At 61.9% G+C, this 24,836-nt stretch carries 26 protein-coding genes; 14 read left to right on the forward strand and 12 right to left on the reverse strand.

All coding sequences use genetic code 11. The annotated features are described in order from the left end of the window. Positions 1 to 61: 61 nt before the first annotated feature. Both RWK44_RS22925 and RWK44_RS22930 read right to left on the reverse strand, forming a co-directional pair. A complete protein-coding gene (locus RWK44_RS22925) occupies positions 62 to 751 on the reverse strand; it encodes a ribonuclease HII (RefSeq protein ID WP_168284068.1) in 690 nt (229 codons plus the stop codon). Positions 752 to 918: 167 nt separating this feature from the next. Further along, a complete protein-coding gene (locus RWK44_RS22930) occupies positions 919 to 2,076 on the reverse strand; it encodes a PA0069 family radical SAM protein (protein WP_168271494.1) in 1,158 nt (385 codons plus the stop codon). A gap of 139 nt (positions 2,077 to 2,215) precedes the next feature. On the opposite strand from RWK44_RS22930, the gene RWK44_RS22935 reads away from it, so the two are divergent. Both RWK44_RS22935 and RWK44_RS22940 read left to right on the forward strand, forming a co-directional pair. Further along, the gene (locus tag RWK44_RS22935; protein ID WP_168284067.1) at positions 2,216 to 2,734 is read left to right on the forward strand and encodes a glycosyl transferase; all 519 of its coding nucleotides are present in this window, start codon (positions 2,216 to 2,218) and stop codon (positions 2,732 to 2,734) included. A gap of 181 nt (positions 2,735 to 2,915) precedes the next feature. Further along, positions 2,916 to 3,230 (forward strand): hypothetical protein, encoded by a 315-nt coding sequence (locus RWK44_RS22940; RefSeq protein ID WP_316029423.1) that lies wholly within the window; start codon positions 2,916 to 2,918, stop codon positions 3,228 to 3,230. A gap of 16 nt (positions 3,231 to 3,246) precedes the next feature. On the opposite strand, the gene moaB is transcribed toward RWK44_RS22940, so the two are convergent. The 4 genes from moaB to RWK44_RS22960 all read right to left on the reverse strand — a co-directional run bounded on the left by moaB (position 3,247) and on the right by RWK44_RS22960 (position 7,755). Further along, entirely contained in the window at positions 3,247 to 3,798 is a 552-nt protein-coding gene (moaB, locus tag RWK44_RS22945) for a molybdenum cofactor biosynthesis protein B (protein ID WP_131642884.1), read from the reverse strand. Continuing rightward, positions 3,798 to 4,709: a 4-(cytidine 5'-diphospho)-2-C-methyl-D-erythritol kinase gene (locus tag RWK44_RS22950; protein WP_168284064.1), complete on the reverse strand. Its 912-nt coding sequence runs from the start codon at positions 4,707 to 4,709 to the stop codon at positions 3,798 to 3,800. The genes moaB and RWK44_RS22950 overlap by 1 nt, the downstream gene beginning before the upstream one ends. A gap of 62 nt (positions 4,710 to 4,771) precedes the next feature. After that, positions 4,772 to 6,604 carry a tetratricopeptide repeat protein gene (locus tag RWK44_RS22955; RefSeq protein ID WP_168271491.1) on the reverse strand — a complete coding sequence of 611 codons (1,833 nt, stop codon included), beginning with the start codon at positions 6,602 to 6,604 and terminating at the stop codon, positions 4,772 to 4,774. A 134-nt stretch (positions 6,605 to 6,738) separates the two neighbouring features. Then, positions 6,739 to 7,755 carry a polyprenyl synthetase family protein gene (locus tag RWK44_RS22960; RefSeq protein ID WP_168271490.1) on the reverse strand — a complete coding sequence of 339 codons (1,017 nt, stop codon included), beginning with the start codon at positions 7,753 to 7,755 and terminating at the stop codon, positions 6,739 to 6,741. A 107-nt stretch (positions 7,756 to 7,862) separates the two neighbouring features. Here RWK44_RS22960 and RWK44_RS22965 point away from each other — a divergent pair, with 107 nt between their 5' ends. Then, positions 7,863 to 8,090 carry a putative signal transducing protein gene (locus RWK44_RS22965; RefSeq protein ID WP_003545870.1) on the forward strand — a complete coding sequence of 76 codons (228 nt, stop codon included), beginning with the start codon at positions 7,863 to 7,865 and terminating at the stop codon, positions 8,088 to 8,090. Between the two features lie 6 nt (positions 8,091 to 8,096). Continuing rightward, the gene (locus RWK44_RS22970; protein WP_316029424.1) at positions 8,097 to 8,867 is read left to right on the forward strand and encodes a tRNA1(Val) (adenine(37)-N6)-methyltransferase; all 771 of its coding nucleotides are present in this window, start codon (positions 8,097 to 8,099) and stop codon (positions 8,865 to 8,867) included. 29 nt (positions 8,868 to 8,896) lie between these two features. Here the strand turns inward: RWK44_RS22970 and RWK44_RS22975 are convergent, their stop codons facing one another. Then, positions 8,897 to 10,237 (reverse strand): Nramp family divalent metal transporter, encoded by a 1,341-nt coding sequence (locus RWK44_RS22975; protein WP_168330297.1) that lies wholly within the window; start codon positions 10,235 to 10,237, stop codon positions 8,897 to 8,899. Between the two features lie 184 nt (positions 10,238 to 10,421). Here RWK44_RS22975 and RWK44_RS22980 point away from each other — a divergent pair, with 184 nt between their 5' ends. Further along, positions 10,422 to 11,282 carry a S49 family peptidase gene (locus tag RWK44_RS22980; RefSeq protein ID WP_020048687.1) on the forward strand — a complete coding sequence of 287 codons (861 nt, stop codon included), beginning with the start codon at positions 10,422 to 10,424 and terminating at the stop codon, positions 11,280 to 11,282. Positions 11,283 to 11,300: 18 nt separating this feature from the next. Continuing rightward, positions 11,301 to 11,492: a membrane protein gene (locus RWK44_RS22985; RefSeq protein WP_020048688.1), complete on the forward strand. Its 192-nt coding sequence runs from the start codon at positions 11,301 to 11,303 to the stop codon at positions 11,490 to 11,492. A 262-nt stretch (positions 11,493 to 11,754) separates the two neighbouring features. Here the strand turns inward: RWK44_RS22985 and RWK44_RS22990 are convergent, their stop codons facing one another. Beyond that, positions 11,755 to 12,588, reverse strand: coding sequence for an AraC family transcriptional regulator (locus RWK44_RS22990; protein ID WP_312889420.1), 834 nt, complete (start codon positions 12,586 to 12,588; stop codon positions 11,755 to 11,757). A gap of 47 nt (positions 12,589 to 12,635) precedes the next feature. On the opposite strand from RWK44_RS22990, the gene RWK44_RS22995 reads away from it, so the two are divergent. After that, positions 12,636 to 13,172, forward strand: coding sequence for a peroxiredoxin-like family protein (locus tag RWK44_RS22995; RefSeq protein WP_316029425.1), 537 nt, complete (start codon positions 12,636 to 12,638; stop codon positions 13,170 to 13,172). A 139-nt stretch (positions 13,173 to 13,311) separates the two neighbouring features. On the opposite strand, the gene RWK44_RS23000 is transcribed toward RWK44_RS22995, so the two are convergent. Genes RWK44_RS23000 through RWK44_RS23010 form a run of 3 tightly spaced genes read right to left on the reverse strand, consistent with a single transcriptional unit; the run spans position 13,312 to position 14,818 of the window. Further along, positions 13,312 to 13,905 carry a DNA-3-methyladenine glycosylase I gene (locus tag RWK44_RS23000; protein WP_020048691.1) on the reverse strand — a complete coding sequence of 198 codons (594 nt, stop codon included), beginning with the start codon at positions 13,903 to 13,905 and terminating at the stop codon, positions 13,312 to 13,314. A gap of 4 nt (positions 13,906 to 13,909) precedes the next feature. After that, on the reverse strand, positions 13,910 to 14,197 hold the full coding sequence (locus RWK44_RS23005; protein ID WP_316029426.1) for a YciI family protein: 288 nt from the start codon (positions 14,195 to 14,197) through the stop codon (positions 13,910 to 13,912). A 12-nt stretch (positions 14,198 to 14,209) separates the two neighbouring features. Next, complete coding sequence (locus RWK44_RS23010; RefSeq protein WP_077976584.1) at positions 14,210 to 14,818, reverse strand: TetR/AcrR family transcriptional regulator; 609 nt, start codon at positions 14,816 to 14,818, stop codon at positions 14,210 to 14,212. Positions 14,819 to 15,194: 376 nt separating this feature from the next. On the opposite strand from RWK44_RS23010, the gene RWK44_RS23015 reads away from it, so the two are divergent. The 7 genes from RWK44_RS23015 to RWK44_RS23045 all read left to right on the forward strand — a co-directional run bounded on the left by RWK44_RS23015 (position 15,195) and on the right by RWK44_RS23045 (position 24,267). Further along, entirely contained in the window at positions 15,195 to 16,151 is a 957-nt protein-coding gene (locus RWK44_RS23015) for a glycine--tRNA ligase subunit alpha (protein WP_132613313.1), read from the forward strand. A gap of 139 nt (positions 16,152 to 16,290) precedes the next feature. Then, a complete protein-coding gene (locus tag RWK44_RS23020; RefSeq protein ID WP_168271484.1) occupies positions 16,291 to 16,842 on the forward strand; it encodes a LemA family protein in 552 nt (183 codons plus the stop codon). Between the two features lie 89 nt (positions 16,843 to 16,931). Next, the gene (locus RWK44_RS23025; RefSeq protein WP_316029427.1) at positions 16,932 to 18,194 is read left to right on the forward strand and encodes a 3-phosphoshikimate 1-carboxyvinyltransferase; all 1,263 of its coding nucleotides are present in this window, start codon (positions 16,932 to 16,934) and stop codon (positions 18,192 to 18,194) included. A gap of 38 nt (positions 18,195 to 18,232) precedes the next feature. Further along, complete coding sequence (locus tag RWK44_RS23030) at positions 18,233 to 20,167, forward strand: DUF2207 domain-containing protein (RefSeq protein WP_316029452.1); 1,935 nt, start codon at positions 18,233 to 18,235, stop codon at positions 20,165 to 20,167. A 65-nt stretch (positions 20,168 to 20,232) separates the two neighbouring features. Further along, positions 20,233 to 21,510, forward strand: a complete 1,278-nt coding sequence (purD, locus tag RWK44_RS23035) for a phosphoribosylamine--glycine ligase (RefSeq protein ID WP_316029428.1) — start codon at positions 20,233 to 20,235, stop codon at positions 21,508 to 21,510. Between the two features lie 99 nt (positions 21,511 to 21,609). Beyond that, positions 21,610 to 22,071 carry a plant virulence effector HPE1-like domain-containing protein gene (locus RWK44_RS23040; protein WP_316029429.1) on the forward strand — a complete coding sequence of 154 codons (462 nt, stop codon included), beginning with the start codon at positions 21,610 to 21,612 and terminating at the stop codon, positions 22,069 to 22,071. Between the two features lie 372 nt (positions 22,072 to 22,443). Next, entirely contained in the window at positions 22,444 to 24,267 is a 1,824-nt protein-coding gene (locus RWK44_RS23045) for a methyl-accepting chemotaxis protein (protein WP_316029430.1), read from the forward strand. Positions 24,268 to 24,346: 79 nt separating this feature from the next. Here the strand turns inward: RWK44_RS23045 and RWK44_RS23050 are convergent, their stop codons facing one another. Then, positions 24,347 to 24,835 (reverse strand): DUF523 domain-containing protein, encoded by a 489-nt coding sequence (locus RWK44_RS23050; protein WP_316029431.1) that lies wholly within the window; start codon positions 24,833 to 24,835, stop codon positions 24,347 to 24,349. Between the last annotated feature and the right edge of the window lies 1 nt (position 24,836).

Genomic DNA, 24,836 nt, shown 5'->3' on the forward strand with positions numbered 1-24,836 from the left:
CGGGCATGTCCCGGCCTTTTCTTTTGGAAGTCTTCTTTGCCCGGCTTTTCTGTTGAATGACCTACTCGGAAAGCAGCTCGTCCGTCTCGGGGCCGCCCTCGGTCTTGCGCAGCGGCCTGAAGCTCATCCGGTGCAGCGAACAGGGGCCGTGCCTCTCGATGCCGGCGCGGTGTTGCGCCGTGCCGTAGCCCACATGCGCGGCAAAACCGTAATCCGGAAACACATGATGTGCCCGCGCCATCATCCGGTCGCGCGTCACCTTCGCGACGATCGAGGCGGCGGCGATCGAGACCGAGCGGGCATCGCCCTTGACCACAGCCTGTCCGGGGCAGTCGAGGCCGGGCGGCACGTCGAGCCCGTCGGTCAGCACGTAGCTGGCCGGAATGGCGAGGCTGCAGATGGCCCGGCGCATGGCGTCGAGGCTTGCCTTGCGGATATCCGTCTCGTCGATGCGCGTCGAACTGGAGGAGGCGATGGAGACGGTCGCAGTCGCCAGAATCTGCACGAACAGTTCCTCGCGCCGTTGCGCCGAAAGCTGCTTGGAATCGTTCAGCCCCTCAGGGATGCGCTTCGGATCGAGAATGACGGCGGCCGCCACGACGGGTCCCGCCAGCGGCCCGCGGCCTGCCTCATCGGCGCCGGCGACCGGCCAGTGGCCGGCCTTGCGGGCTTTGAGTTCCAGTCGGAAATCCGGCACGAGCGGAGCCGTGTCGAAAAGCAGGGGAGAATCGGGTGGCGTGCGAGGTTTCATGCGGCTGAACCTCGCACGCCAACCCGATTTCCCGCAAGTCCCCGGATCAGGGCGGCGGCCGGGGACCGGTCCGGCGGATGGTGGCGGTCAGGGCCATCCGCGGGAATTGCGCTCGGTGCTCGAAAACAGGGCGGTTTTGTCGAGATGCCGAAACGCAAGCTTAAAAATCAAAGAAGCGACAATTGCACGCCGCTGCCATCAGGCGGTACGAACAGGTCATCGCGCAGCGGCACACTACGTCGCGTCAGCTCGAAACGTCTGGCGGCCATTTCAAAGCGCCGGGCGATCTGCCAGGCATAGGGACCGGCGCCCTTCATGCGCTTGCCGAATTCGGCATCGTAATCCTTGCCGCCGCGCATCGAGCGTACCAGCGACATCACATGCCGGTAGCGATCGGGATAATGCTGCAGCAGCCAGTCGCGAAACAGCGGGCTGACCTCGAGCGGCAGTCTGAGGATGACATAACTCGCCTCGGCAGCGCCCGCAGCCTTTGCCGATTCGAGGATGCGCTCCAGCTCGTGGTCGTTCAGCGCCGGGATGAGCGGGGCGGCCATCACAGCCGTCTGGATGCCTGCTTCGGCAAGGGTGCGGATCGTCTCCAGCCGCCGCGGCGGTGTGGCGGCACGCGGCTCCATCGTCCGGGCAAGCTTGCGATCCAGCGTGGTCACCGAGATGCCGACGCGCACCAGGTTCTTAGCTGCCATCTCCTGCAGAATGTCGAGATCACGCAGGATCATCGCCGACTTGGTGACGATCGATACCGGATGGTTCGCCTTGTTCAACACCTCCAGAATGCCGCGCATGATGCGCCATTCCTTCTCGATCGGCTGATAGGGATCGGTATTGGTGCCGATCGCGATCACCCGTACCTTGTAACCGGGCTTGGCGAGTTCCCGCTCCAGCAGTTTTGCCGCATCGGGTTTGGCAAAGAGCTTCGTCTCGAAATCGAGCCCTGCGGAAAGCCCCATATAGGCGTGTGTCGGCCGGGCGAAACAATAGATGCATCCGTGTTCGCAGCCGCGATAGGGATTGATCGAGCGGTCGAAGGAAAGGTCCGGCGATTCGTTGCGGGTGATGGCCGTGCGCGGCTTCTCGACCTGCACTTCGGTCTTGAAAGGCGGCAGCTCTTCCCAGGTCTGCCAGCCATCGTCGACGGTCTCCCGCTGCAGTGGCTCGAACCGACCTGTCGGGTTCAGTCCCGCCCCACGTCCACGCCGCCGGTCGACCTCGACTCTCAGGCCGGAGGACACGATCATCGCATCGGCAATATCTGCCGTATTGGCAGGCGCGAATGCGGCCTGCCCTGCCAGGGACTGCTCTCTCATCGGATTCTCCCGCGGCGGAAAGCCATCGCCTCCGCCCGTTTTGCTGATTAAATTCCTATCCGCAAAATGAGAACAATGCAAGAACAAAATGAGGAAAACGATGCTGGCAAAATTTTGTGCGGCGCATTATAAATAGTCAATGTTGACGGTTGTTCTCGAATGTCAGGATCAGGAATCTGAGCTGGCACAGACTTTATCGGTATTGGTGGCAGGCGCGGTGGAAGGGCTGGTGAGCGATGTGGTCGTGCTCGATCACTGCTCGCGCGACGGCACCTCGCGGGTGGCCGACGCTGCCGGCTGCCGCTTCCATTCGCAATGGGATATCAAGGACATCGTCCGTTCGGCGCGCGGCGAATGGCTGCTCTTCGTCGAGCCGGGCGCCAGACCCCAGGCCGGCTGGATCGATGAGATCGCCGAATATGTGGCGCTGAACAAGCTGCCGGCGCGCTTCACCGCGTCGCGCGGCTACAGGCGCCCGTTCTTCCAGCGTGTTGGCCGTGCCGTGCCGCCGCTGGAACTCGGCTTCCTCCTGCCGAAGAAGCAGGCGCTCGCCATTGCCAAAAGCGGCATGCGGCTGACCGAATTCGTCAAGGGCCAGAAGCCGCGCAAGCTCGCGAGCGAACTGATTCCGTCCTGGGTCGCCCGCGCTGCGCGATAGGGCCGCAACCCTCTCCATGAGCAAAAGATGGCGCCCAATAGGATTTCGCGCTATAATTCAAACATGGCGCCGTCGAAGCGCCTCGCTTCGCAACGGAATGGCCATGGAATGCCGGTGAACGGCAGAACAGGTCAGCGAAAATCTCCTCTTCTGCCGGGTTCCCGGCGAAAGGAGGTGCGTCATGGTACGCGGTATGATCTACGGCCTCATGGCCGTCATATTGCCGACATTGGTGATCGCGCATCCGCATTCGGCAGCATCGCAGATGATGCGCAGTTGCGCAGGCCGATCCGAAATCGTCAATTTCCTCGACAAGAATTTCGCCGAAAAGCTCACGGCAGTCGGACTGATCAACCAGAACGCCGTTCTCGAGGTCTATGCCGCCGAAAGCGGCACCTGGACACTCATCGTCACGGATGTTCACGGCATAAGCTGCGTCCTGCTGTCGGGTGACAGCTGGGACACGATGCCCGTCCTGCCAGGCCTTGCGACATAGCGCAAGGCACATCGGTCTATTTGGTCGCGCCGCGTTTCAGGTGCTCGTCCAGACGCGGCATGATCTCGACGAAATTGCACGGCACGCTGCGATAGTCGAGCTGTCCTTTCAGAATGCCGTCCCAGGCATCCCGGCAGGCGCCGGGCGAACCCGGCAGCACGAAGATGAAGGTGGCGTTGGCAACACCTGCCGTGGCGCGCGACTGGATCGTCGCCGTGCCGATCTTCTCGTAGGAGATCCGGTGGAAGATGGCGGAAAAGCCGTCCATCCGCTTTTCGAACAAAGGTTCCAGCGCTTCCGGCGTCACATCGCGGCCGGTAAAGCCGGTGCCGCCCGTGGTGATGACGACGTCTATGTCTTCTCTCTCAGTCCAGGCCTTCACCCGTGCGGCAATCTTTTGGCGATCATCGGGCACGATCCCCCGGTCGACCAGCCTGTGACCTGCCTCGGTGATCCGCGCCGCCAGCGTGTCGCCTGACTTGTCCGTCTCCGGCGTACGGGTATCCGAGATCGTGAGAACCGCAATGCCGACCGCGATGAAGGGCCGCTTTTCGTCCAGACCTGCCATCATGCTCCTCCCGAAACCGTTTCCGTCGCCTGGAAATACCAGCCAGGGCGCTCGTCGTGAAGAGCTGCCGCCGCATCTTCGGCAACAGTCATGCTCGCAAAGATGCCGAAACAGGTGGCGCCGGAACCGGACATGCGGGTCAGAAGCGCGCCGTGAGCCTGCAGCATCGACGAGATCTGCGAAATCTCGGGCACGAGTTCGCGCGCCGGTGGCTCCAGGTCGTTGCGGGCCGCAGCAATCGCCGCGAGCCAGTCGGCAGTCTGAGGCCGGCTCGGTGCCAGGTTCAGAGCCGGATTGTTCTTTGTCGCCAGCCGGCGGAAAACCTCAGGCGTCGAGACGCCCTTCAGCGGATTGGCGAGCACCATGGTAAAGGCCGGCAGATCAGGCACAGCTTCGATCTTTTCGCCGATGCCGCGGGCAATCAGCGGCCGGCTCTCCAGGCACATCGGCACGTCGGCGCCGAGCTTCAGCGCCAGCGCGGCAAGCGTCTCCGCCGATAATGTCGTGCCCCAGAGCCGCATCAGCCCGCGCAGCGTCGCGGCTGCATCGGCCGAGCCGCCGCCGATGCCGGAGGCAACCGGCAGGTTCTTTTCGAGATGAATGCGGACGGGAAAGGCGAGGGGACCGATCGCCTCGCGCAGGAGGTCGCGGGCCTTCAGCACCAGGTTGGTGCCGCTGTCGCCGGCAAGTATCTCGCCGAAACGGCCCGACAGGGTGAATGCATCGGCCGGCGACCGCATGAAGTCCAGCCGGTCGCCATGATCTGCGAAGGTCACCAGCATATCGAGCAGATGATAGCCGTCCGGCCGCTGGCCCGTCACATGCAGGGCCAGGTTGATTTTAGCGCGAGCTTCCTCGGTGATGCTGGAGCATGATGCCGAAAAGTGTGAGCGGTCTTCGGACGACATCATGCTCTATTTCTTTGATCTGAATCCAGCCAAGCCCCATCCGGCATGGTTTCGAGCACGGCCCGTCAGGATTTCTTGTCGACCGGCGGCGGGGTGACGGGCGCCGGATCCGGCTGCTTCTTGTCGGCTGCCTTGGCATCGTCACTGACGGGGGGCAGGCCGTTGGCGACCTTGTCCTTGATCTTCGGGATCTCGGCAGCTTCGGGCTCGGAGGCGAGCGCCCGGTTCCACTGGTAGACGGCCTCGAGCTTACGCCCGACGCGCCAATAGGCATCGCCGAGATGGTCGTTGATCGTTGCGTCGCCGGCCTTGATCTGTGCGGCCCGCTCCAGCTCGTCGACGGCATCGTCGAAGCGGTTGAGGCGGAAATAGGCCCAGCCGAGCGAATCGATGATGTAGCCGTCGTCAGGCCGAAGGTCGACGGCCTTCTTGATCATGCCGAGACCTTCGTCGAGGTTCCGATTCATGTCGATCCAGGAATAGCCGAGATAGTTCAGCACCTGCGGCTGGTCGGGATTGAGCTCCAGCGCCTTGCGGAAATTCGGTTCCGCCTGGTCCCACTTCTTCAGCCGCTCATAGGCAATGCCTCGCTGGAAGAAGACGCTCCAGTTGACCCGGCCGGGGATGGGGCCGATCACTTCGACGGCCTTGTCGTAATTCGTGGCCATCGCCTGGTAGTCCTTGGCGTCGGAGAGCACGCTGCCATAGGCGAGGTAACTGCGGATGTCCTTCGGGTCGGAGGCGATCAGCGCCTGCAGGTGCTTGCGCGCTTCGTCCACCTTGCCGCCCTGGGCAAGGGCAAGGCCGAGCTGCAGCTCGGAGATGCGCCGCATCGGTGAATTCTCCGGCACCTTCTTGTAGAGCGCGATGGCGCGGTCCATCTGGTTCTGCTTCTCGGCAATGCCGCCGAGCAGCACCAGCGTATCGGCGCTGTTCGGATCGAGCGCATTGGCCGTCTGCAGGTAGAGCGAGACGATGTCCTCGGCGCCGTCGCGGTTCAGCGCGCCGCCGACCGAGAAGAGCACGCCGGCGGCACCTTCTTCGGCCGTCTTGACCTGCTGCTCCTGCTTTTCGTTCTTTCCGATACTGTCGCGCAGCGCGTTCAGCGGCGCATAGTTCGGCAATAGGTTGTCGCCGACGGAAACGGCGTCGAGCGCCTTTTGCTTATTGCCTTGTGTTGCTTCGAGGCGGGCAAGCGCCATCACGGCGCGCACGAAGGTGTCGGGCGCCGTTGCGCCCCCCTCCTTGTCGAGCACGGCATCGTTCAGATGCTTTCGGGCGGATTTCACGTCGCCGATGGCGATGGCGATCGCTCCGGCATTGTAATTCTGGAAGATGCGGAACCAGTCCGGCCCCTTCATCTTCTCGACCATCGTCAGCGCTTCCTTGCCGCGGCCGGCGCCGACGCGGGCCCAGGCGAGCAGCAGGTCGTTCATCATCCGGTCGAGATCGTTTGGCCCCTTATATTTCAGGATGGCCTCGGCCGACTTGTAGTCGTCACGGCGCACGGCATCCATGCCGCGCACGATCGTGGTGATACGCTCGACGGAAGGATCGCCCTTCAGGTCATTGGCATATTTGACGCCGTCCTTGATATCGCCATTGAGCAGCAGCGAGATCATCAGCCGCTGGCGAATCTCGGGATTGCCAGGCTCGATCTGCAGCGCCTTCTTGTAGAGTTCGATCGCCGTTTCATAGTCATGATCGACATCGGCGGTGCGCGCGGCGAGAAAGGCGCCGGAGAAAGTGGTGACGCTGTCTGCATCGAAGTGAACGGCCGTGCCGGCATCGTCTGTCTTGGCCGCATCCTCGGCGTTCGCGCCGCCGACACCGCTGAGCGAAAGGACAGCGGCCAGCGCTGCGCTCGTAAGAAGACGGATGGCAATTCTCTGCCGCATTAGGAAACCTTTCTTCGACAGCGTCCCGACAAATGGTGCCGGCCGCAAAACCAGTTGCGATCACTGATTCATAACAGGATGGCTTTTTTGAAGCGGCGCTGCAAGAAAATCAGCCTGCGATCAAGGACGTTTGATCAATTGACGCGCTCGATGCAGAAGTCGATCACTTCCATCAGAGCGGATTTCCAGACCGTATCGGGAAGGGGCGCAAGCGCATCGCGCGCGATCGTGCCGTAATGGATCGCGCGGCCGATCGTGTCGCCGAGCGTGCCGTATTTGGTGATCAGTCCCAGCGCTTTTTCGAGGTTGGCGTCGGTGCTGTTGCCGGCCTCGATCGCATCGCGCCAGAAGGCGCGCTCATCCTCAGTGCCGCGGCGATAGGCGAGAATGACCGGCAGGGTGATCTTGCCCTCGCGGAAATCGTCGCCGACATTCTTGCCGAGATCGGCGGCCTTGCCGCCATAGTCGAGCGCATCGTCGACCAGCTGGAAGGCGAGCCCGAGATTCATGCCGTAGGATTTCAGCGCATTGCGGCCGGACCGGCCGGCCTCGGCGACGATCGGCCCGACTTCGGCGGCGGCGGCAAAGAGAGCGGCCGTCTTGGCGCGGATGACCGAGAGATAATCGTCCTCCGTCGTCTCCATGTTCTTGGCGACGGAAAGCTGCAGCACCTCGCCTTCGGCGATCACGCAGGCGGCGGCAGACAAGACGTCCAGCGCATCGAGCGAGCCGACATCGACCATCATGCGGAAGGCCTGGCCGAGCAGGAAATCGCCGACCAGCACGCTTGCCTGGTTGCCCCAGATCATTCGCGCCGTCGATTTGCCGCGGCGCAGATCGCTTTCGTCGACGACGTCGTCATGCAGCAGCGTTGCCGTATGCATGAACTCGACCGATGTGGCGAGCTTGACGTGGTTTTCGCCCCTGTAGTCGAACAGCGATGCGGAAGCCAGCGTCAGCATCGGCCGCAGCCGCTTGCCGCCGGACGAGATCAGATGGTTCGCCACTTCGGGGATCATCTGCACGTCGGAGCCGGCCTTGGAGAGAATGAGCTGGTTTACTCGCTCCATATCCGCCCTGGTGAGATCGACCAGCGGCTTTATGGATGCCAGTTTGTTTTTGCTTTCTTCAAGCGGTATGACCACGCCCAACGACCCGGACTCCTATTCATTCATTGCACCTGACAATAGAAAGGGGCGATGGACGCGGCAAGGGGTGAATTGTCGCGCTGAGCGAAATTGGAAGGAAAACGACGGCAATGCATGAGCTTATCCGCGCCAACGACCCCGTTCTTCTCTCCTATGCCGAGAGTTTGATGAAGGATGCCGGGATTCACTGCTTCATCGCCGATCAGGGCATGAGCGTGCTGGAAGGCTCGCTCGGCATGCTGTCGCGCCGCCTGCTGGTGGATGAGGAGATGGCCGATCAGGCGCGCCGCATCCTCACCGATGCCGGTCTCGGCGGCGAGCTGCGCGAGCGGAAGTGAGCTCCGATGACCGCCACTGACACTGTCGATGCCTTTCATCGCGGCGGCTTCCATGTGGTGCAGCCGAAGGGCAGGGGCCATCGCTCCGGCATGGATGCGATGCTGCTTGCGGCTCTGGTCGCCGACGATCGTCCGGTCAGGGTTGCCGATCTCGGCGCCGGCGCCGGCGCTGCCGGCCTTGCCGTCGCCTCGCGCCTTGCCGATGCAGAAGTGGTGCTGTTCGAACGCTCGGCCGAGATGGCCGATTATGCCCGCCGCAGCATCCTCTTGCCCGACAATGCCCATATCGCCGGCCGCGTCAGCGTCATCGAGGCCGATGTGACGCTGACCGCCAAGGCACGCAACGATGCGGGGCTCACCGATGAGAGTTTCCACCACGTCATCATGAACCCGCCCTTCAACGACGCCGGTGACCGGCGCACGCCGGATGCGCTGAAGGCCGAAGCCCGTGCGATGACCGACGGCCTGTTCGAAAGCTGGATCCGCACCGCCGGTGCCATCATGATCCCAGGCGGGCAATTGTCGCTGATCGCCAGGCCGCAATCGATCGCCGAGATCATCGACGCCTGCGGCCGGCGCTTCGGCGGCATCGAGATCACCGCCATTCATCCGCGTCCGGGTGAAAATGCCGTGCGGATCCTGGTGACAGCGATCAAGGGATCGCGGGCGCGGCTGTCGCTGCGGGCGGCCCTCATCATGCACGAAGAGGGGAGCCACAAGTTCTCCTCTCTCGTCGATGATTTCAACAATGGCCGGGCGGCCTATGCCAGGCTTTAGACCGGCTTCAGACTTTTCCTGAAAGTGCTTCAGCCGGTGACGAAGTCGAGGAGCAGCTTGACGTTCAGTCCGGCGATCACGACCGCGATCAGATAGGCAACCCCACTCAGCCAGCGCGGCGCCACGAGTTCGCCCATCTTGGCCTTGTTGGCGGTAAACATGACAAGCGGGAAGACGGCGAAGGACAGCTGCAGGCTGAGCACCACCTGGGTCAGGATCAACAGCTCCGCCGTGCCCTGGTCGCCATACCAGATGGTGACGATCGCTGCCGGCACGATGGCGATGGCACGGGTAATCAGCCGGCGCACCCATGGCTTCAGCCGGATCTTGAGGAAGCCTTCCATAACGATCTGGCCGGCAAGCGTTGCCGTTACCGTCGAGTTGAGACCGCAGCAGAGAAGCGCGATGCCGAACAGCGTCGGCGCGATGGCGAGGCCGAGCAGCGGCGACAGCAGCGAATAGGCATCGCCGAGTTCGACGACGTCGGTCCTGCCGTGCGCATTGAAGGCGGCGGCCGCCAGGATCAGGATCGAGGCATTGATCAGCAGCGCGAAACAGAGGGCGACCGTCGAGTCGATCGTTGCAAAGGTCAGCGCCTCCCTCTTTTCGGGAACCGTATGGCCGTAGGCCCGCGTCTGCACGATGCCGGAGTGGAGGTAGAGATTGTGCGGCATGACGGTCGCACCGAGAATGCCGAGCGCCAGATAGAGCATCTCCGGATTGGTGACGATCTCGGTCGTCGGGAAGAAGCCGGTGAGGACCGCGCCCCATTGCGGGTCGGCCAGCAGGATCTGCACGCCGAAGCAGACCGCGATGACGCCGAGCAGCGCGATGATGAAGGCTTCCACCCAGCGGAAGCCGAGCTTCTGCAGGAAGAGGATGACGAAGACGTCGAGCGCGGTAATCAGCACGCCGAGCTCGAGCGGGATGCCCATCAACAGGTTGAGGCCGATCGCCGTGCCGATCACCTCGGCGATATCGGTGGCGATGATGGCGATTTCCGCAAAGGCCCAGAGCGGCAGCGAGACATATTTCGGAAAGGCGTCGCGGCAGGCCTGCGCGAGGTCGCGGCCGGAGGCGATCGCCAGGCGCGCGCAGAGCGATTGCAGCACGATCGCCATCAGGTTGGAAAGCAGCGCGACGGTGAGTAGCGCATAGCCGAATTTCGAGCCGCCGGCGAGCGAGGTCGCCCAGTTGCCGGGGTCCATGTAGCCGACGGCGACCATGTAGCCCGGCCCGGCGAAGGCTGCCGCCCTTCGCCACATCGAGCTGTGACGCCCGGTTCCGACGGTGCGGTAGACATCAGATAGCGAGGCCTCGCCGCGTTCGTGCCGCCAGCCGCTCTTTGCTTTCGGATTGAGGACGTCCATGCGATTTCCATTGTTTTATCGTGCGCGCACTATGACGATTTAGAATGATAATGCAAGTCATTCGCAACAACAAATTCAAACCCGATGTTTTCAGGCCCAATGTTTTCAAGAACGCAGCCATTGCGTTTGTCGTTCCAGCGCATACATGGGTGACGATCGTGCGACCCGAAGCGAAGGATGGGAAATGGCCGGATTCTTGAGAAAACTGATGCCGAAACGGTTCCGCAAGGACGGCATCACCATTCCGGTCGTTCGCCTGCAGGGGGCGATCATCAGTGGCGGGGGCCAGTTCCGGCCGATCCTCAACCTCGCCAATGTCTCTCCGGTTCTGGAAAAAGCCTTCGCCATGAAGGACGCACCGGCAGTCGCCATCTCCATCAATTCGCCGGGCGGCTCGCCCGTGCAGTCGCGCCTGATCTTCACCCGCATTCGCGAGCTCGCCCGCGAGAAGCAGAAGAAGGTTCTGGTCTTCGTCGAGGATGTCGCCGCCTCGGGCGGTTACATGATCGCGCTCGCCGGCGACGAGATCATCGCCGACGCCACCTCTATCGTCGGCTCGATCGGCGTCGTCTCCGGCGGTTTCGGCTTTCCCGAGCTCTTGAAGAAGATCGGCGTCGAACGCCGGGTCTATACGGCGGGCGAAAACAAGGTGATCCTCGATCCTTTTCAGCCGGAAAAGGAAAAGGACATCGAGTACCTGAAGAGCCTGCAGCTCGAAATCCACCAGGTCTTCATATCCATGGTGCGCGAGCGGCGCGCCGGCAAGCTGAGGGACGATGCGGCGGTGTTTTCCGGCCTGTTCTGGAGTGGCACGCGTGGCCTCGAACTCGGCCTGATCGACGGCCTCGGCGACATGCGCCAGGAACTGAAGCGGCGCTACGGTCAGAAGACCAAGCTGGAGCTCGTCACCGCCGGCCGTGGTCTGTTCGGCCGCAGGATCCCCGGTGTATCGCCGGTCTCGCTCGAAGGTGCTGCATCCGGTCTCGCCACGGGGCTTGTCGAAGCGGCGGAAGAGAGAGCATTGTGGAGCCGGTTCGGGCTTTGAGAGGAGCAAGAGAGGGGCATGGCACAGCTTATTACGATCCTGGTCCTGGTTTTCTCAGCCTGGTGGCTCTACCGCCGCTTTGTCTCCGATGCCCGCAAGCTCGCCGAAAAGTCGCGCCGCGCTGAAAAGGAGCGCCAGACCGGCGCGATCGGCACGCTGGTCAAGGACCCGGAGACGGGGGAATACCGGCTCAAGCGCGAGGGAGAATAAGAGGCCTCGTAACTCATCTGCCTCTCATCAGGCTGCCGCTCCGCAGTGCGCAGCGTAGGGCGGGCTTGGAACCCTCCTCTGTCCTGCCGGACATCTCCCCCACTCGGGGGGAGATCGGTAGGGCAGAGGGGTATTCCGGAATTATGGGGCAGATGCCACCAACCGATAACGATGCGGTGTTGGCAGCTTTGCGCCCCAGAAGCGGACGGTTGAAGATTTCCGATCAGCGGCTGGAATGACCCAAAGCAGTCGCTCGAGGAGGCTACGATCCATGTTCTGTGGCCCGCATCGAAACCTGCCTCCCGAGAGATGGCCAGTCCCCAAATTTCCGAAAGTAGGCGCGGGAGAATGCTGCGGCACTGCCGAAGCCGACTTGCCGTGCCACCGTCTTCACCGTCGCCCCTTTGGACAGCTTCCGTCGGCCAATGACCAAGCGCCATCCCGTCAGGTAAGCCTGGGGCGTTGTGCCAACCACGTCGCGAAAAAGAGCCATAAAATGGCTTCGTGACATCCCGGCCTCCGCAGCAAGGTCTTCGATGTTCCAAGCGCGAGTCGGAGCATCATGCATAGCGACCAATGTCCGGTGTAATGAGGGGTGGGACAGGCCTGCCAGTAAGCCAGGTCCGGTTGCACCGCGGTCGATCGCTGTCCGCAGAATAAGCAAAACCATCACTTCGCAGAGGCGGTTGAGGGCCGCGCTGCGCCCGCAACGGGATTCCAAGGCCTCCGCCAGGAAAGCGGCTGTCGTGTCCCGAAGGGTTGGAATGTCGTTGATTTCGACCAGAACTTGATCCGGCAGCGCGTTCAAGAGCGGGTTGTGTACCCCCTCGAAATCGACCGTTGCTGTTACCGAAGCTGGCGGTTCAGGGATCGTGTCGCCGCGCAGGCAAAGGATGATCTTTTCCGCACGCCCCCCCGGTTCGCCGATTACAAATAGCCTCGCTTGTCTGTCGTTGGCCCGCGTCGGTTCTAGCGAGGCTTTCAGCTCGAACGTGTCGAAGAAGGCTGAGAGGCGATCCACTTTCGGAAGGGTTTTCGGATTCTTGATCATACTTTCAGGACCATTGACGGCCCTGACTATGGAATATTGAAACACCAACGTCAACTTGGGCGTCGGAAGCGTCATACAAGCGGAGTTGATCGATGTTAGTCCCGAGAACACTGGCCCCTCATTTGACCGTCAAAACCCTCCAGCACGGAGAGTTCGATCTCACCCGCGAAAAGCCATCGCTTATGACGCTCGTGTGCTTTTACCGTGGTCTCCACTGCCCGGTCTGCGGAATCTATCTCAAGGAGCTGGAGCGGATGACGCTATCCTTCGACGAGCGCGGAGTCAGTACAATCGCCATAAGCTCTGACGGGGAAGACCGCGCCCGGCAAATGGCCGATAAGATTGGTGCTGAGCACTTGCGTATCGGCTTCGGTCTGCCTTTAAGCGTGGCACGGCAATGGGGCCTCTACATTTCATCCTCGCGCGGAAAAACCTCAATCGGCATCGAGGAGCCCGAACTGTTTTCCGAGCCGGGGGTCTTCCTGATCAAGCCGGATCAAACGGTCTATTGGCTCTCGGTGCAATCCATGCCAACCGCACGACCAAATTTCGTCGAGATGGTGCAAGCTTTGGATTTCGTCATCAAAAACGACTACCCGGCACGAGGTGAATATACCGGCGAGGTTTAAGTCCGGTTGGCGGCCCTGGAACGCTGGAATGCAGCTCTAGAGCATGATGCCGAAAAGTGTGAGCGGTTTTCGGACGACATCATGCTCTAACCATTTAATTTAGAACAGGATTCAGATTTCAGGCCGACCCGGCCTGAAATCATCCTGTTCTAGCCGCCTCGGCCCTGTCTCGGAATACGCAGCCTTCGGCGTGATCATTGATCAGTCCCATTGCCTGCATGAAAGCATAGACTGTGGTGGGGCCGACAAATGACCAGCCGCGCTTCTTCAGGTCTTTCGACATGGCGATGGACGCGGCTGAGGTGGATGCAGTCTGCGGAGCAGCAAGCTCTGTCGCCTTCGGTTCGAAGCGCCAGACATAGGCGGCGAGCGACCCCTCCTGCTTCACTAGTTCCTGGGCACGCTGCGCGTTGTTTATGACCGCCGCGATCTTACCGCGATGGCGCACGATGCCATCGTCCCGGAGCAGGCGCATAATGTCGGCCTCCGTGAATTGCGCGATGCGGTCAAAGTCGAAACCGAGAAAGGCAGCCCGAAAATTCTCGCGCTTGGACAGGATAGTGCGCCAGCTCAAACCGGACTGGAAGCCTTCGAGGCAGAGCTTCTCAAATAAACGGTGATCATCATCTACCGGGAAGCCCCACTCGGTGTCGTGATAGGGCATGAACTCCGGAGCGGCTGCGCACCAGCGGCAACGCGGCTGCCCATCCGGGCCGAAGATCGTCGCGCTCACTTTCTCACGCCCTAAGAAAGGCCAAGCGGTCGTCGGTGTGGCCCGGTGCAATTTCAAGAATGTCTGCGCTTACGACACCCCCCACAACGAAAGGATCTTGCTGGAGCCGCATTTCGAGATCGGCGCGGGATGTGTTGTGGGCGAGAACCGCTCCGCCCGCACTTTGCTGAAGGCTTCCGGTAAGGAGGAAGATACCATCGTCAAAGCCCTGTTTGATCCAGGCATTATGCCCTTCCATAAGGGCGGAGGCTCGGGCCTTGTTGGCGGAGAATTTAAGTGTAACGACGAACATACAGGGCCTCCTTCAGTAATTCTGGATGGAAACGGATTCGGGATGATCGGATAGATTGGGTCGCTGCACTGCCAACCATAGGCACATATCGTCGACTTCACGGCGGACGAAGGCTTCGTCGCGGAAGGCGGTCGCGAGTGCGGCGACGCCCTGGCTTCGCATCAGGATGTGCATGGCAAGCGCGTCGGCATCGGTCTCACGGCCAAGTGCGGCAAACTGGCGCGAAAGCCAATTGCGAAACAGAGTGAAAAGCTTGGTCGCCTCGTCCTTGGCAGTGTGGTCGAGTTTGGCGAGTTCGTTGCAAAGCGTGCCGACTGGGCAGCCAAAGGCCATGATCTTTGTCTGGTTCATGATGAGCATGTGGATGAAGCTTCTGATCCGTTCGCCGGGGGCTTCAGCCCCAGCCTCCCACGCATCTAGCATCGCCTTGGTCTTTGACAGACGCTGGGCGATCACCCCATCGAGAATCTCGTCTTTCGTCTTGAAGTGATAGTAGAAATTGCCTCGCGAAAGTCCGACGACTGCCGCAATGTCGGCGAAGGACGTCGCCTCGAATCCCCGCTCATAAAAAAGCCTGTCTGCAGCCTCAACAATCTGCAGTCGTGTGGTCGCTGCCCCCAAGTGCCCGGTTCTCCATCGCCATCGCTCACCGCGTAGGGCAATTGCCCTACAAAGCTCTTTAGGACGATTGTCCTAAAGACGTCAAGGGTGGACGTGAAGGTGACGGGATTCAGCAAGTGACTGCTATCCCCAATGTAGACGCTCGACTATCGAGAGAAGCGACCGCTAGGGGCCAGGCAGAAAGCGGTCGTTGGTGGCATTTGCTGCATAATTCCGGGGTATTCCCCGCTGCACGCCGCCACAAGGGTTAGGGGAGGGGCGGCTAAGTCCTCTTCCATATCGGCTTTCGCCGGCTGTCCGCCGCAAACGTCTTGACCCCCGCCGCCCTCCATGGCACCTGTCGCGCCGATAAATCCCAAGCAATCGGTGCCGTTCGATGTCAGCTATCCCAGACCATATGAACCCGAAGCGCTCCTTCCAGGCGCTGATCCTGACCCTGCATAACTACTGGGCGGACAAGGGTTGCGCGGTGCTGCAGCCCTATGACATGGAAGTCGGCGCTGGCACCTTCCACCCGGCCACCACGCTGCGCGCCCTCGGCCCGAAACCGTGGAAGGCGGCCTATGTCCAGCCGTCGCGGCGCCCGTCCGACGGCCGCTATGGCGAAAACCCTAACCGGCTGCAGCATTATTACCAGTACCAGGTCATCCTGAAGCCGAACCCGCCCAACCTGCAGGAGCTTTATCTCGGCTCGCTGGCGGCGATCGGTCTCGATCCGCTGCTGCACGACATCCGCTTCGTCGAGGACGACTGGGAAAGCCCGACGCTCGGCGCCTGGGGCCTCGGCTGGGAGTGCTGGTGCGACGGCATGGAAGTCTCGCAGTTCACCTATTTCCAGCAGGTCTGCGGCATCGAATGCTCGCCGGTATCAGGCGAACTGACCTATGGACTCGAACGCCTCGCCATGTATGTCCAGGGCGTCGACAATGTCTATGATCTGAACTTCAACGGCCGCGACGGCGACGAGAAGATCAGCTATGGCGATGTCTTCCTGCAGGCCGAACAGGAATATTCGCGCCATAATTTCGAATTCGCCAACACCGAGATGCTGCATCGCCATTTCGTCGATGCCGAGAAGGAATGCCGGGCGCTGCTCGACGCCGGCGCCCCCGGCGACAACGCCAATCAGCGCCTGCACAAATGCGTCTTCCCGGCCTATGACCAGTGCATCAAGGCCAGCCACGTCTTCAACCTGCTGGACGCCCGCGGCGTCATCTCGGTCACCGAGCGCCAGAGCTACATCCTGCGCGTGCGCACCCTCGCCAAGGCCTGTGGCGAAGCCTTCCTGCTGACCGACGCCGGCGGCGTCAACCTGGGCAAAGAAGCGGCATAACGCAACAGCTCGCCAGCCGTATCGTCCATATAAACGGCTGGTCGGGCACCCCGAATCCTCACGGATATCGGCGTTTGACGGCAGCCGGCAAAACCGCTTAGTCTCCGCCTCAACTTTACTTCGCTGCGGGGGGTTCGCGATGTATATTGCGCTTGGCGTCATCGTTCTGGTCGCGCTTTATCTCGTCTTCATCTACAACGGCCTGGTTCGCGCGCGGCAGATGGCGGAAGAGGCCTGGTCGGGCATCGATGTGCAGTTGAAGCGCCGCGCCGATCTGATCCCGAACCTGATCGAGACGGTCAAGGGCTATGCCGCCCATGAAAAGTCGACGCTCGAGGAGGTGGTTGAGCTCCGCAACAAGGCGCAGGCCGTGCCATCAGGCGATGTTGCGGGCAGGGCACAGGCGGAAGGGCTGCTCGGCCAGGCGCTTGGCCGCGTCATCGCGCTTGCCGAAGCCTATCCCGATCTCAAGGCCAACGAGAACTTTGCCGAGCTGCAGGCCTCGCTGGAAACCATGGAAGGCGAGCTGCAGATGGCACGGCGTTATTACAACGGTGCTGCCCGCGACCTGAACGTCAAGGTCGAAAGCTTCCCGTCCAATCTCGTTGCCGGTCAGTTCGGTTTTGCCAAGCGGGAATATTTCGAAATCACCAACGAGGCCGATCGCGCCGTCCCCACCGTGAAATTCTGACGATCCGGCATTTTGCCTTTGCGAAAAAGCGATTAAGAGCAGGGGCAGACTGCGGCCGATAAGGCTCGCCCCACGGACGGACGAACAGCATGACATGCACAGCCAAACTGACGATCACCCCGCCGGGCAGGCCGCTTTCGGGCCGCGCCATGCCGCCGGGCTCCAAGTCGATCACCAATCGCGCGCTTTTGCTCGCCGGCCTTGCGAAGGGCACGAGCCGGCTGACCGGGGCGCTGAAGAGCGACGATACGCGTTATATGGCCGAAGCGCTGCGCGCCATGGGTGTTGCGATCGACGAGCCCGACGACACGACCTTCGTCGTCACCGGCAGCGGCAGGCTGCTGCCGCCGAAAACGCCGCTCTTCCTCGGCAATGCCGGCACGGCGACACGCTTCCTGACAGCGGCTGCGGCTTTGGTCGACGGCACCGTCATCGTCGATGGCGACGAGCATATGCGCAAGCGTCCGATCGGCCCGCTGGTCGAGGCGATGCGCGCGCTCGGCATCGACGTCACCGCCGAAACCGGCTGCCCGCCGGTCACCGTCAAGGGCACCGGCCGCTTCCAGGCCGACCGCATCCGCATCGATGGCGGCCTGTCCAGCCAGTATGTCTCGGCGCTGCTGATGATGGCGGCCGGCGGCGACCGGCCGGTTGATATCGAACTCGTCGGCGAGGATATCGGCGCGCTCGGCTATATCGATCTGACCACGGCGGCGATGAAGGCCTTCGGCGCCAAGGTCGAGAAGACCAGCCCGGTCACCTGGCGCGTCGAGCCGACCGGCTACCGCGCTGCCGACTTTATCGTCGAGCCGGATGCCTCGGCCGCGACCTATCTCTGGGCCGCCGAAGTCCTCACAGGCGGCGCGATCGATCTCGGTGTTCCCTCCGATACCTTCTCGCAGCCCGATGCGCGCGCCTATGACATCATCGCCAAATTCCCGCATCTGCCGGCGGAGATCGACGGCTCGCAGATGCAGGATGCCGTTCCGACCCTTGCCGTGCTTGCCGCCTTCAACGAGACGCCGGTTCGCTTCGTCGGCATCGCCAACCTGCGCGTCAAGGAATGCGACCGCATCCGAGCGCTCTCGACCGGCCTCAACCGCATTGTGTCAGGTCTTGCCCGCGAAGAGGGCGATGATTTGATCGTCGAGTCCGATCCCGCACTTGCGGGCAGGCATCTGCCGGCGGAGATCGATAGCTTCGCCGACCATCGCATCGCCATGAGTTTCGCTCTCGCCGGGCTGAAGATCGACGGCATCACCATTCTCGATCCCGATTGCGTCGGCAAGACCTTCCCCGCCTACTGGCGGACGCTGGCCGCACTCGGCGTGACCTATCAGGACAAAGATTGACGAAACAGGCAGCCGAGGCTGCCGGCGGGGAGACAGGGATGGGGCGTCGGTTTTTCGGTCTTTGCTTGGCGCTGCTGTTGATGCTGACCGCCCCAGTGGCGTTTGCCGCCGAGGTGATCGACAGTTTCGCCTCCGATATCGCGCTCGACAAGAGCGGCGCGATGTCGGTGACGGAGACGATCACCGTCAATGCCGAGGGCGACCAGATCAACCACGGCATCTTCCGTGACTTCCCGCTCTATTTCACCGACGCCGACGGCCGTCGCCGCAGCGTCGATTTCGATATGGTCTCGGTCAAGCGCGATGGCGAGGAAGAACCCTGGCACACCGAATCGATATCACGCGGCATCCGCATCTATGCCGGTTCTGCCGATGTGACGGTGACGCCGGGCCGTCATCGATATGTCTTCACTTACAGGACCAATCGCCAGATCCGCTATTTCGACGATCGCGACGAACTCTATTGGAATGTCACCGGCAATGGCTGGATCTTCCCGATCCGGTCGATCACGGCGACGGTGAAGCTGCCGCCCGGCGTCGGTGCGACGGAGACGACCTTCTTCACCGGCCCTGAGGGCGCGACGGGAAAGAATGCCCGCGTCAGCGAAACCGGCGCCGGCCTGGTCTTTTCCACCATCGCGCCGCTTGATGCCCACGAAGGCCTGACCTTTGCGATCCGCATGCCGAAGGGTTCGATCGATCCGCCGAGCGCGGATATGGAAAGCACATGGTGGCTGAAGGACAACCGCAATTATTTCATCGGCTTCGGCGGCCTGATCCTCGTTTTCGCTTACTACACCCGCTCCTGGCTGAAGGTCGGCCGTGATCCCGCCCGTGGCGTCGTCGTGCCGCGCTGGGACGCGCCTGATGGTATCTCGCCGGCGCTGGTCAACTACATCGACAATAAGGGCTTCTCCGGTCAGGGCTGGACGGCGCTGTCCGCCACCGCCCTCAACCTTGCCGTCCGCGGTTACGTCAAGCTCGAAGACCTGAAGAATTCGATCGTTATCCAAGGCACCGGCAAACCGCTCGGCAAGGAGAAATTCCAGGCCGGCGAAATCGAACTGCTGAAGGTTGCCGGCGGTGCCGGCTCGTCCCTGACGATCGACAAGGCCAATGGCGAGCGGGTGAAATCCGTCGGCCAGGCCTTCCGCTCGGCGATCGAGAAGGAGCATCGCGGCAAATATTACAATTCCAACCTGGCCTATACCGCAGGCGGCATCGCGCTCAGCGCCGCGGCCCTGGTGGCGTTGTTCGTCTTCGGATCGTTGGAGCCCGACACGATCGCGCTGTTGCTGATCCCGATTGCCATCTCGGTCTTCATTGCCGTTTTCATCGCCGGCTTCGTCCGGTCGCTTCATCGCGGCAGATCGCTGTTCGGCAAGATCGTCGCCCTTGTGGCCACCGCGATCGGCGTTTTCGTCGGCGTCAGCATGCTTGCGATCGTGGTCCTGACGTTTGCCTCGTCGCTGGTGGAACTGCACGAAACGCCGATGCTCTTTGCCATCGGCGGCATCGTGTTGCTCAACGTCCTCTATGTCTTCATCATGGGTGCGCCGACCCCGCTCGGCGCCAAGATGATGGACGGCATAGACGGCCTGCGCCAGTATCTGACGCTTGCCGAGAAAGACCGGATGAACACGGCTGGCGCCCCTGATATGTCGCCGCGGCATTTCGAGACGCTGTTGCCCTATGCGGTGGCGCTCGGCGTCGAAAAGCCCTGGTCGCGCACCTTCGAAACCTGGCTTGCGGCAGCTGCTGCCGGCGCGGCTGCCGCCTATGCGCCCGCCTGGTATTCCGGCAACTTCAACAGTGGCAGCTTCTCCGATCGCATAGGCGGCTTTTCCTCTTCGATGGCCTCGACCATCGCGTCGACGATACCTTCGCCGCCGCCGTCGAGCTCATCCTCCGGTTTTTCCGGCGGCGGCTCGTCCGGCGGCGGTGGCGGAGGTGGGGGAGGCGGGGGCTGGTAAGCTTTCCCGCTTGACCTTTCGGCCCCCGGCCCTTAACCGCCAGACAGAAAAGGAAAGGGTGGCGCATGAAGGTTCTGTTGATCGGATCGGGCGGACGCGAGCATGCGCTCGCCTGGAAGCTGGCGCAATCGCCGTTGATGAGCGAATTCTATGCCGCGCCCGGCAATCCCGGCATTGCCGAACATGCCATCCTCGTGCCCTTGAATATCGAGGATCAGGAAGCGGTCGCGGCCTTCTGCAAGGACAAGGCGATCGATTTCGTCGTCGTCGGCCCGGAGGCGCCGCTGGTTGCCGGCCTCGCCGACCGGCTGCGCGCCGATGGCCTGGCGGTTTTCGGTCCTTCCGCTGCCGCCGCCCAGCTCGAGGGTTCCAAGGGCTTCACCAAGGATATCTGCGCCCGCTACGATATTCCGACAGGCGCCTACCAGCGCTTCAACAATGGACCGAAGGCGAAAGCCTATATCCGCGCCGAGGGCGTGCCGATCGTCGTCAAGGCCGACGGTCTTGCCGCCGGCAAGGGCGTGACGGTTGCGATGACGCTCGATGAAGCTTTGGCCGCCGTCGACGACTGCTTCCAAGGCGCCTTTGGCGCTGCCGGCGCTGAAGTCGTCGTCGAAGCCTATCTCGATGGCGAGGAGGCGAGCTTCTTCTGTCTCTGCGATGGCAAACATGCGCTGCCGCTCGCAACCGCGCAGGATCACAAGCGGGTGGGCGAGGGTGATACCGGCGTCAATACCGGCGGCATGGGCGCCTATTCGCCGGCGCCTGTGATGACCGCCGAAATGGTCGAGCGCACCATGAAAGAGATCATCGAACCGACGATGCGCGGCATGGCCGAGAGCGGCCATCCCTTCTCCGGTGTCTTTTTCGCCGGGCTGATGATCACCAGGAAGGGGCCGGAGCTGATCGAATACAATGTCCGCTTCGGCGATCCCGAATGCCAGGTGCTGATGATGCGGTTGAAGAGCGATCTCCTGCCGCTGCTGCTCGCCACCGCCAACGGCACGCTCGATCAGGTCAAGGCCGAATGGAGCGACGATCCGGCACTGACGGTGGTCATGGCCTCGAAGGGTTATCCCGGCGCCTACGAGAAGAATACACCGATCCTCTCCCTGCCCGACGCAGGCGAGGGTGAGAAGGTGTTTCATGCCGGTACGGCTCTGAAGGACGGGGCATTGGTTGCGACCGGCGGCCGTGTGCTGAATGTTACCGCGTCAGGCGGCACGGTCGCCGAGGCCAAGGACCGCGCCTATACGCTGCTCGATAGGGTGAGATGGGAAAACGGCTTCTGCCGGCGCGACATCGGCTGGCGGGCGATCGACCGCGAAACCGGCTCGGAATGAGCATAAACCGGCTCGTTCTTTAAATTTTTACCCTTTCCCCTGACGGGATGGAAACAAAGCTGCGCTAATTTGCTCCCAAGATGAGACGGAGTAACTTTGATGCGTCAGATTTTCCTCGGTGCGGCAGTCCTGCTGATGGCAGGCTCAGCAATGGCGTCCTCGATAGAGGTGGTCGGCAAGACTGCGCCGTCCGCTGAAGGCAGCATCGTCACCGAAAGCTGCGCCCATTGCCCGCCGCTCCAAGCGGAGCTCACCAAGAAGGACTATACGGTGCCGGAGTTGAAGCCCGGCGTCCTCCAGGCGAGTGAAATCCGCGATGTCGGCGGCGAAAAGAAGATCTATCGCACCGAAGGCTGGATGGGCGGCTCGCCCGTCGTCTTCGTCAGCAAGGCGACCCCGGAAGCGATGCTTGCCGCGGCGCCTTCCGCCCCGCCTGCAGACGGAATCGACATGAATGCGACGACGGCGGCTGTCATCGGCGGCGACGCCAAGCCCGTTGCCGCCGGCATGGCGGAACTACCGGCAGCCCTTAACGTTTCCGAATTCAAGCTGCGTTTCTAAAGCATGTCGCGCAAAAGTACGCGGCGCTTTAAAACCAAAATTCCCTGCCCCTGCCTGATCAAGGTTTCGATCGATTGGGGTTCCACCACCGGTGGACCGAATGCACCCTCGATGAGCAGCGAGGGTGCATTCTTGTTTTGATATGCTGAGATCCGGCGGTTTTGCTTTGTAAATTACCCCTCGATTTTTAGGAAAACTCGCGCCGCGAACAATAAAGTTAAAGCTTTTTTATAGGGTGAGCATCAATTGTTCCTTACCCGGTCGCAGCATGTTTGTTTTAGCAGCGGTAGACGCGTCCTCTTTTTGGCGCGCTCGCACAGGCGGTAGAAAACCGCACCGGAATGCAGCCATCCATTCCCGTTGCGAGGCGTCATGAAAAATTTGAAGATATCGAAGCAGCTCATATTGCTGGTCGTCGGCCTGATGATCGCCTTTGCGATCGCCACCTCCCTGCAGATCCGCTCCTCGGTCGATGCGATCTACAAGGAGCGTTACGACATGCTGCGCGCCGAGGTGCAGTCGGCGGTCTCCGTTCTCAAACTTTACCAGGCCAAGGTCACATCAGGCGAAATGACGCTGGAGGATGCCCAGAAGCAGGCCTACACCACCGTCAACGGGATGAAATACGATCCGGACGGCTATTTCTTCGGCTATAGCTACGACGTCCAGATGATGTTCCACTACGATGCTGCGAAAGTCGGGCAGAACCTGAAGGCTCAGCCGGACAGCAAGGGCAAGCTCTATCGCGAAGAGCTGGTTAAGCTCGGGCAGCAGGGCGGTGGTCTCGTTGAATATTATTCCACCAGCAAGCCGGGCCAGCCGGCCGGCGATTACCGCAAGACGGCCTATGGGCAGGCCTTCGAACCCTGGAAGGTCGTCGTCGTCACCGGCGTCTATATGGACGATCTCGATGCGCAGATAAACAGCACGATCCTGACTGCACTGTCCGGCAGCATCGTCCTGTTCTTCCTTGCCATGGCCGCCGCCTACTTCGTCATCCGCGGCATATCGGGACCTCTCAACAACGTCCATGCCGCTCTGAAGGCTGTCGCCGAAGAGGATGTTTCGATCGCCATCCCGCATATCGGCATGAACAATGAAGTGGGCATGATGGCCAAGGCGACGCAGTCGCTGCAGGAAAAGATCAGGGAACGCCATGCGATGTCCGATCGCGAGGCGGCCCAACAGCTGGCGCTGGAAAGCGAGCGCGAAAACAATCTGCGCCAGCAGCAGGACGAAGCAACGCTGCAGGCGCGGGTGGTGACGACGATCGGCCAGGCGCTGGAGATGATCGCCCGCGGCGATCTCACCGTCCGCTGCGCCGATCTCGGCCAGAAATACGCCGCCCTTCGCGATAACTTCAACGATGCGCTGTCGCATCTCGAAGCCGCCATGGCCAAGGTCAGCGCCAAGGGCACCGATATCGGCACCAGCAAGGAAGAGATCCGCCGCGCTTCGAACGAACTGTCGCAGCGCACCGAGCGCCAGGCCGCCAGCCTGGAAGAAACCTCAGCCGCACTCGACGAACTCACCGTCGCCGTCCGCCAGACCGCCGATGGCGCCCATGAAGCCAGCAAGCGTGTTCACTCGGTCAGCACCGAGGCGACCCACAGCGATGCGATCGTCACCCAGGCGATCGAGGCGATGAGCGGCATCGAGAAGTCGTCGTCGGAGATCACCAAGATCATCGGCGTCATCGACGAGATCGCCTTCCAGACCAATCTGCTGGCGCTGAATGCCGGCGTCGAGGCAGCGCGCGCCGGTGAAAGCGGCAAGGGTTTTGCGGTTGTCGCCCAGGAAGTCCGTGAGCTTGCCCAGCGCTCCGCCGCTGCGGCCAAGGAGATCAAGGATCAGATCGCCCGCTCCTCCAGCCAGGTCGACCACGGCGTCCGTCTGGTCGGCGAGGCAGGCGAGGCGCTGAAGCGGATCTCCGACCAGATCAAGGCCGCCAACGAGATCGTCGCCAAGATTGCCCACAGCGCCTCCGAACAGGATACGACGCTGCGCTCGATCTCCTCGTCGATGAACCAGCTCGATGCCGCCACCCAGCAGAATGCCGCCATGGCCGAAGAGACCACGGCATCGGCAGAGACGCTCGCCACCGATACCGACGAGCTGATCGACCTTATCCGCGGCTTCCGCGTCAGTGGCGAAAGCGCTGCCCCGGCCATGCATCGGGGTCGCCGCGCCGCATAAACGGCGCGGGACAAAAGCGTTTTTTATCACCAAATTCTTAGCGGCCGTCGGTTCTCCGGCGGCCGTGCAATTTGGACCCCTATTCCGCGATACGGTCGATCAATTGCTCGATTTCGTGATCGGAAAACACTTCGACGCCGGCTGCCTTCAGCGCCGCCGCCGTCACGCCGTTGCCGGTCTGCTTACGGCCGGAAAACGTGCCGTCATAAATGAAACCGGACCCGCAGGACGGGCTGCCGTCGATGAGCAGCGCATAATGGCAGCCGGCTTGCAGTGCGAGCGTCACGGCATTCTTGGCAGCCTGCAGGAATTCTTCTGTCACATCGGCGCCCGTCAGCTCGACAACCCGCGCCTTGCCGGCCAGCACCTCTTCGCCGGTTGCCGCCTCTGCGATCTCCGCGGGCGGCCGCGGCACCGTCATGCCTGCCGACATCTCGGGACAGATCGTCACCAGCCGGCCCTCGGCCCGCCAACGCTCGATCGCCGGGTGAAGCAACGGCTTCGCCCGCCCGTCATACCGAACGGCGTGGCCCATGAGACAGGCGCTGACGAGAATCTTGCTCTGCATG

Source organism: Rhizobium sp. 25PS6 (assembly GCF_032464655.1).
Lineage (GTDB): Bacteria > Pseudomonadota > Alphaproteobacteria > Rhizobiales > Rhizobiaceae > Rhizobium > Rhizobium laguerreae.

What these genes read in the sequence shown, in the direction of transcription:
- RWK44_RS22925 (WP_168284068.1), bottom strand. Translation starts at nt 751, where the DNA reads ATGAAACCTCGCACGCCACCCGATTCTCCCCTGCTTTTCGACACGGCT.
- RWK44_RS22930 (WP_168271494.1), bottom strand. Translation starts at nt 2,076, where the DNA reads ATGAGAGAGCAGTCCCTGGCAGGGCAGGCCGCATTCGCGCCTGCCAAT.
- RWK44_RS22935 (WP_168284067.1), top strand. Translation starts at nt 2,216, where the DNA reads ATGTTGACGGTTGTTCTCGAATGTCAGGATCAGGAATCTGAGCTGGCA.
- RWK44_RS22940 (WP_316029423.1), top strand. Translation starts at nt 2,916, where the DNA reads ATGGTACGCGGTATGATCTACGGCCTCATGGCCGTCATATTGCCGACA.
- moaB (WP_131642884.1), bottom strand. Translation starts at nt 3,798, where the DNA reads ATGGCAGGTCTGGACGAAAAGCGGCCCTTCATCGCGGTCGGCATTGCG.
- RWK44_RS22950 (WP_168284064.1), bottom strand. Translation starts at nt 4,709, where the DNA reads ATGATGTCGTCCGAAGACCGCTCACACTTTTCGGCATCATGCTCCAGC.
- RWK44_RS22955 (WP_168271491.1), bottom strand. Translation starts at nt 6,604, where the DNA reads ATGCGGCAGAGAATTGCCATCCGTCTTCTTACGAGCGCAGCGCTGGCC.
- RWK44_RS22965 (WP_003545870.1), top strand. Translation starts at nt 7,863, where the DNA reads ATGCATGAGCTTATCCGCGCCAACGACCCCGTTCTTCTCTCCTATGCC.
- RWK44_RS22970 (WP_316029424.1), top strand. Translation starts at nt 8,097, where the DNA reads ATGACCGCCACTGACACTGTCGATGCCTTTCATCGCGGCGGCTTCCAT.
- RWK44_RS22975 (WP_168330297.1), bottom strand. Translation starts at nt 10,237, where the DNA reads ATGGACGTCCTCAATCCGAAAGCAAAGAGCGGCTGGCGGCACGAACGC.
- RWK44_RS22980 (WP_020048687.1), top strand. Translation starts at nt 10,422, where the DNA reads ATGGCCGGATTCTTGAGAAAACTGATGCCGAAACGGTTCCGCAAGGAC.
- RWK44_RS22985 (WP_020048688.1), top strand. Translation starts at nt 11,301, where the DNA reads ATGGCACAGCTTATTACGATCCTGGTCCTGGTTTTCTCAGCCTGGTGG.
- RWK44_RS22995 (WP_316029425.1), top strand. Translation starts at nt 12,636, where the DNA reads ATGTTAGTCCCGAGAACACTGGCCCCTCATTTGACCGTCAAAACCCTC.
- RWK44_RS23005 (WP_316029426.1), bottom strand. Translation starts at nt 14,197, where the DNA reads ATGTTCGTCGTTACACTTAAATTCTCCGCCAACAAGGCCCGAGCCTCC.
- RWK44_RS23015 (WP_132613313.1), top strand. Translation starts at nt 15,195, where the DNA reads ATGTCAGCTATCCCAGACCATATGAACCCGAAGCGCTCCTTCCAGGCG.
- RWK44_RS23020 (WP_168271484.1), top strand. Translation starts at nt 16,291, where the DNA reads ATGTATATTGCGCTTGGCGTCATCGTTCTGGTCGCGCTTTATCTCGTC.
- RWK44_RS23025 (WP_316029427.1), top strand. Translation starts at nt 16,932, where the DNA reads ATGACATGCACAGCCAAACTGACGATCACCCCGCCGGGCAGGCCGCTT.
- RWK44_RS23030 (WP_316029452.1), top strand. Translation starts at nt 18,233, where the DNA reads ATGGGGCGTCGGTTTTTCGGTCTTTGCTTGGCGCTGCTGTTGATGCTG.
- purD (WP_316029428.1), top strand. Translation starts at nt 20,233, where the DNA reads ATGAAGGTTCTGTTGATCGGATCGGGCGGACGCGAGCATGCGCTCGCC.
- RWK44_RS23040 (WP_316029429.1), top strand. Translation starts at nt 21,610, where the DNA reads ATGCGTCAGATTTTCCTCGGTGCGGCAGTCCTGCTGATGGCAGGCTCA.
- RWK44_RS23045 (WP_316029430.1), top strand. Translation starts at nt 22,444, where the DNA reads ATGAAAAATTTGAAGATATCGAAGCAGCTCATATTGCTGGTCGTCGGC.
- RWK44_RS23050 (WP_316029431.1), bottom strand. Translation starts at nt 24,835, where the DNA reads ATGCAGAGCAAGATTCTCGTCAGCGCCTGTCTCATGGGCCACGCCGTT.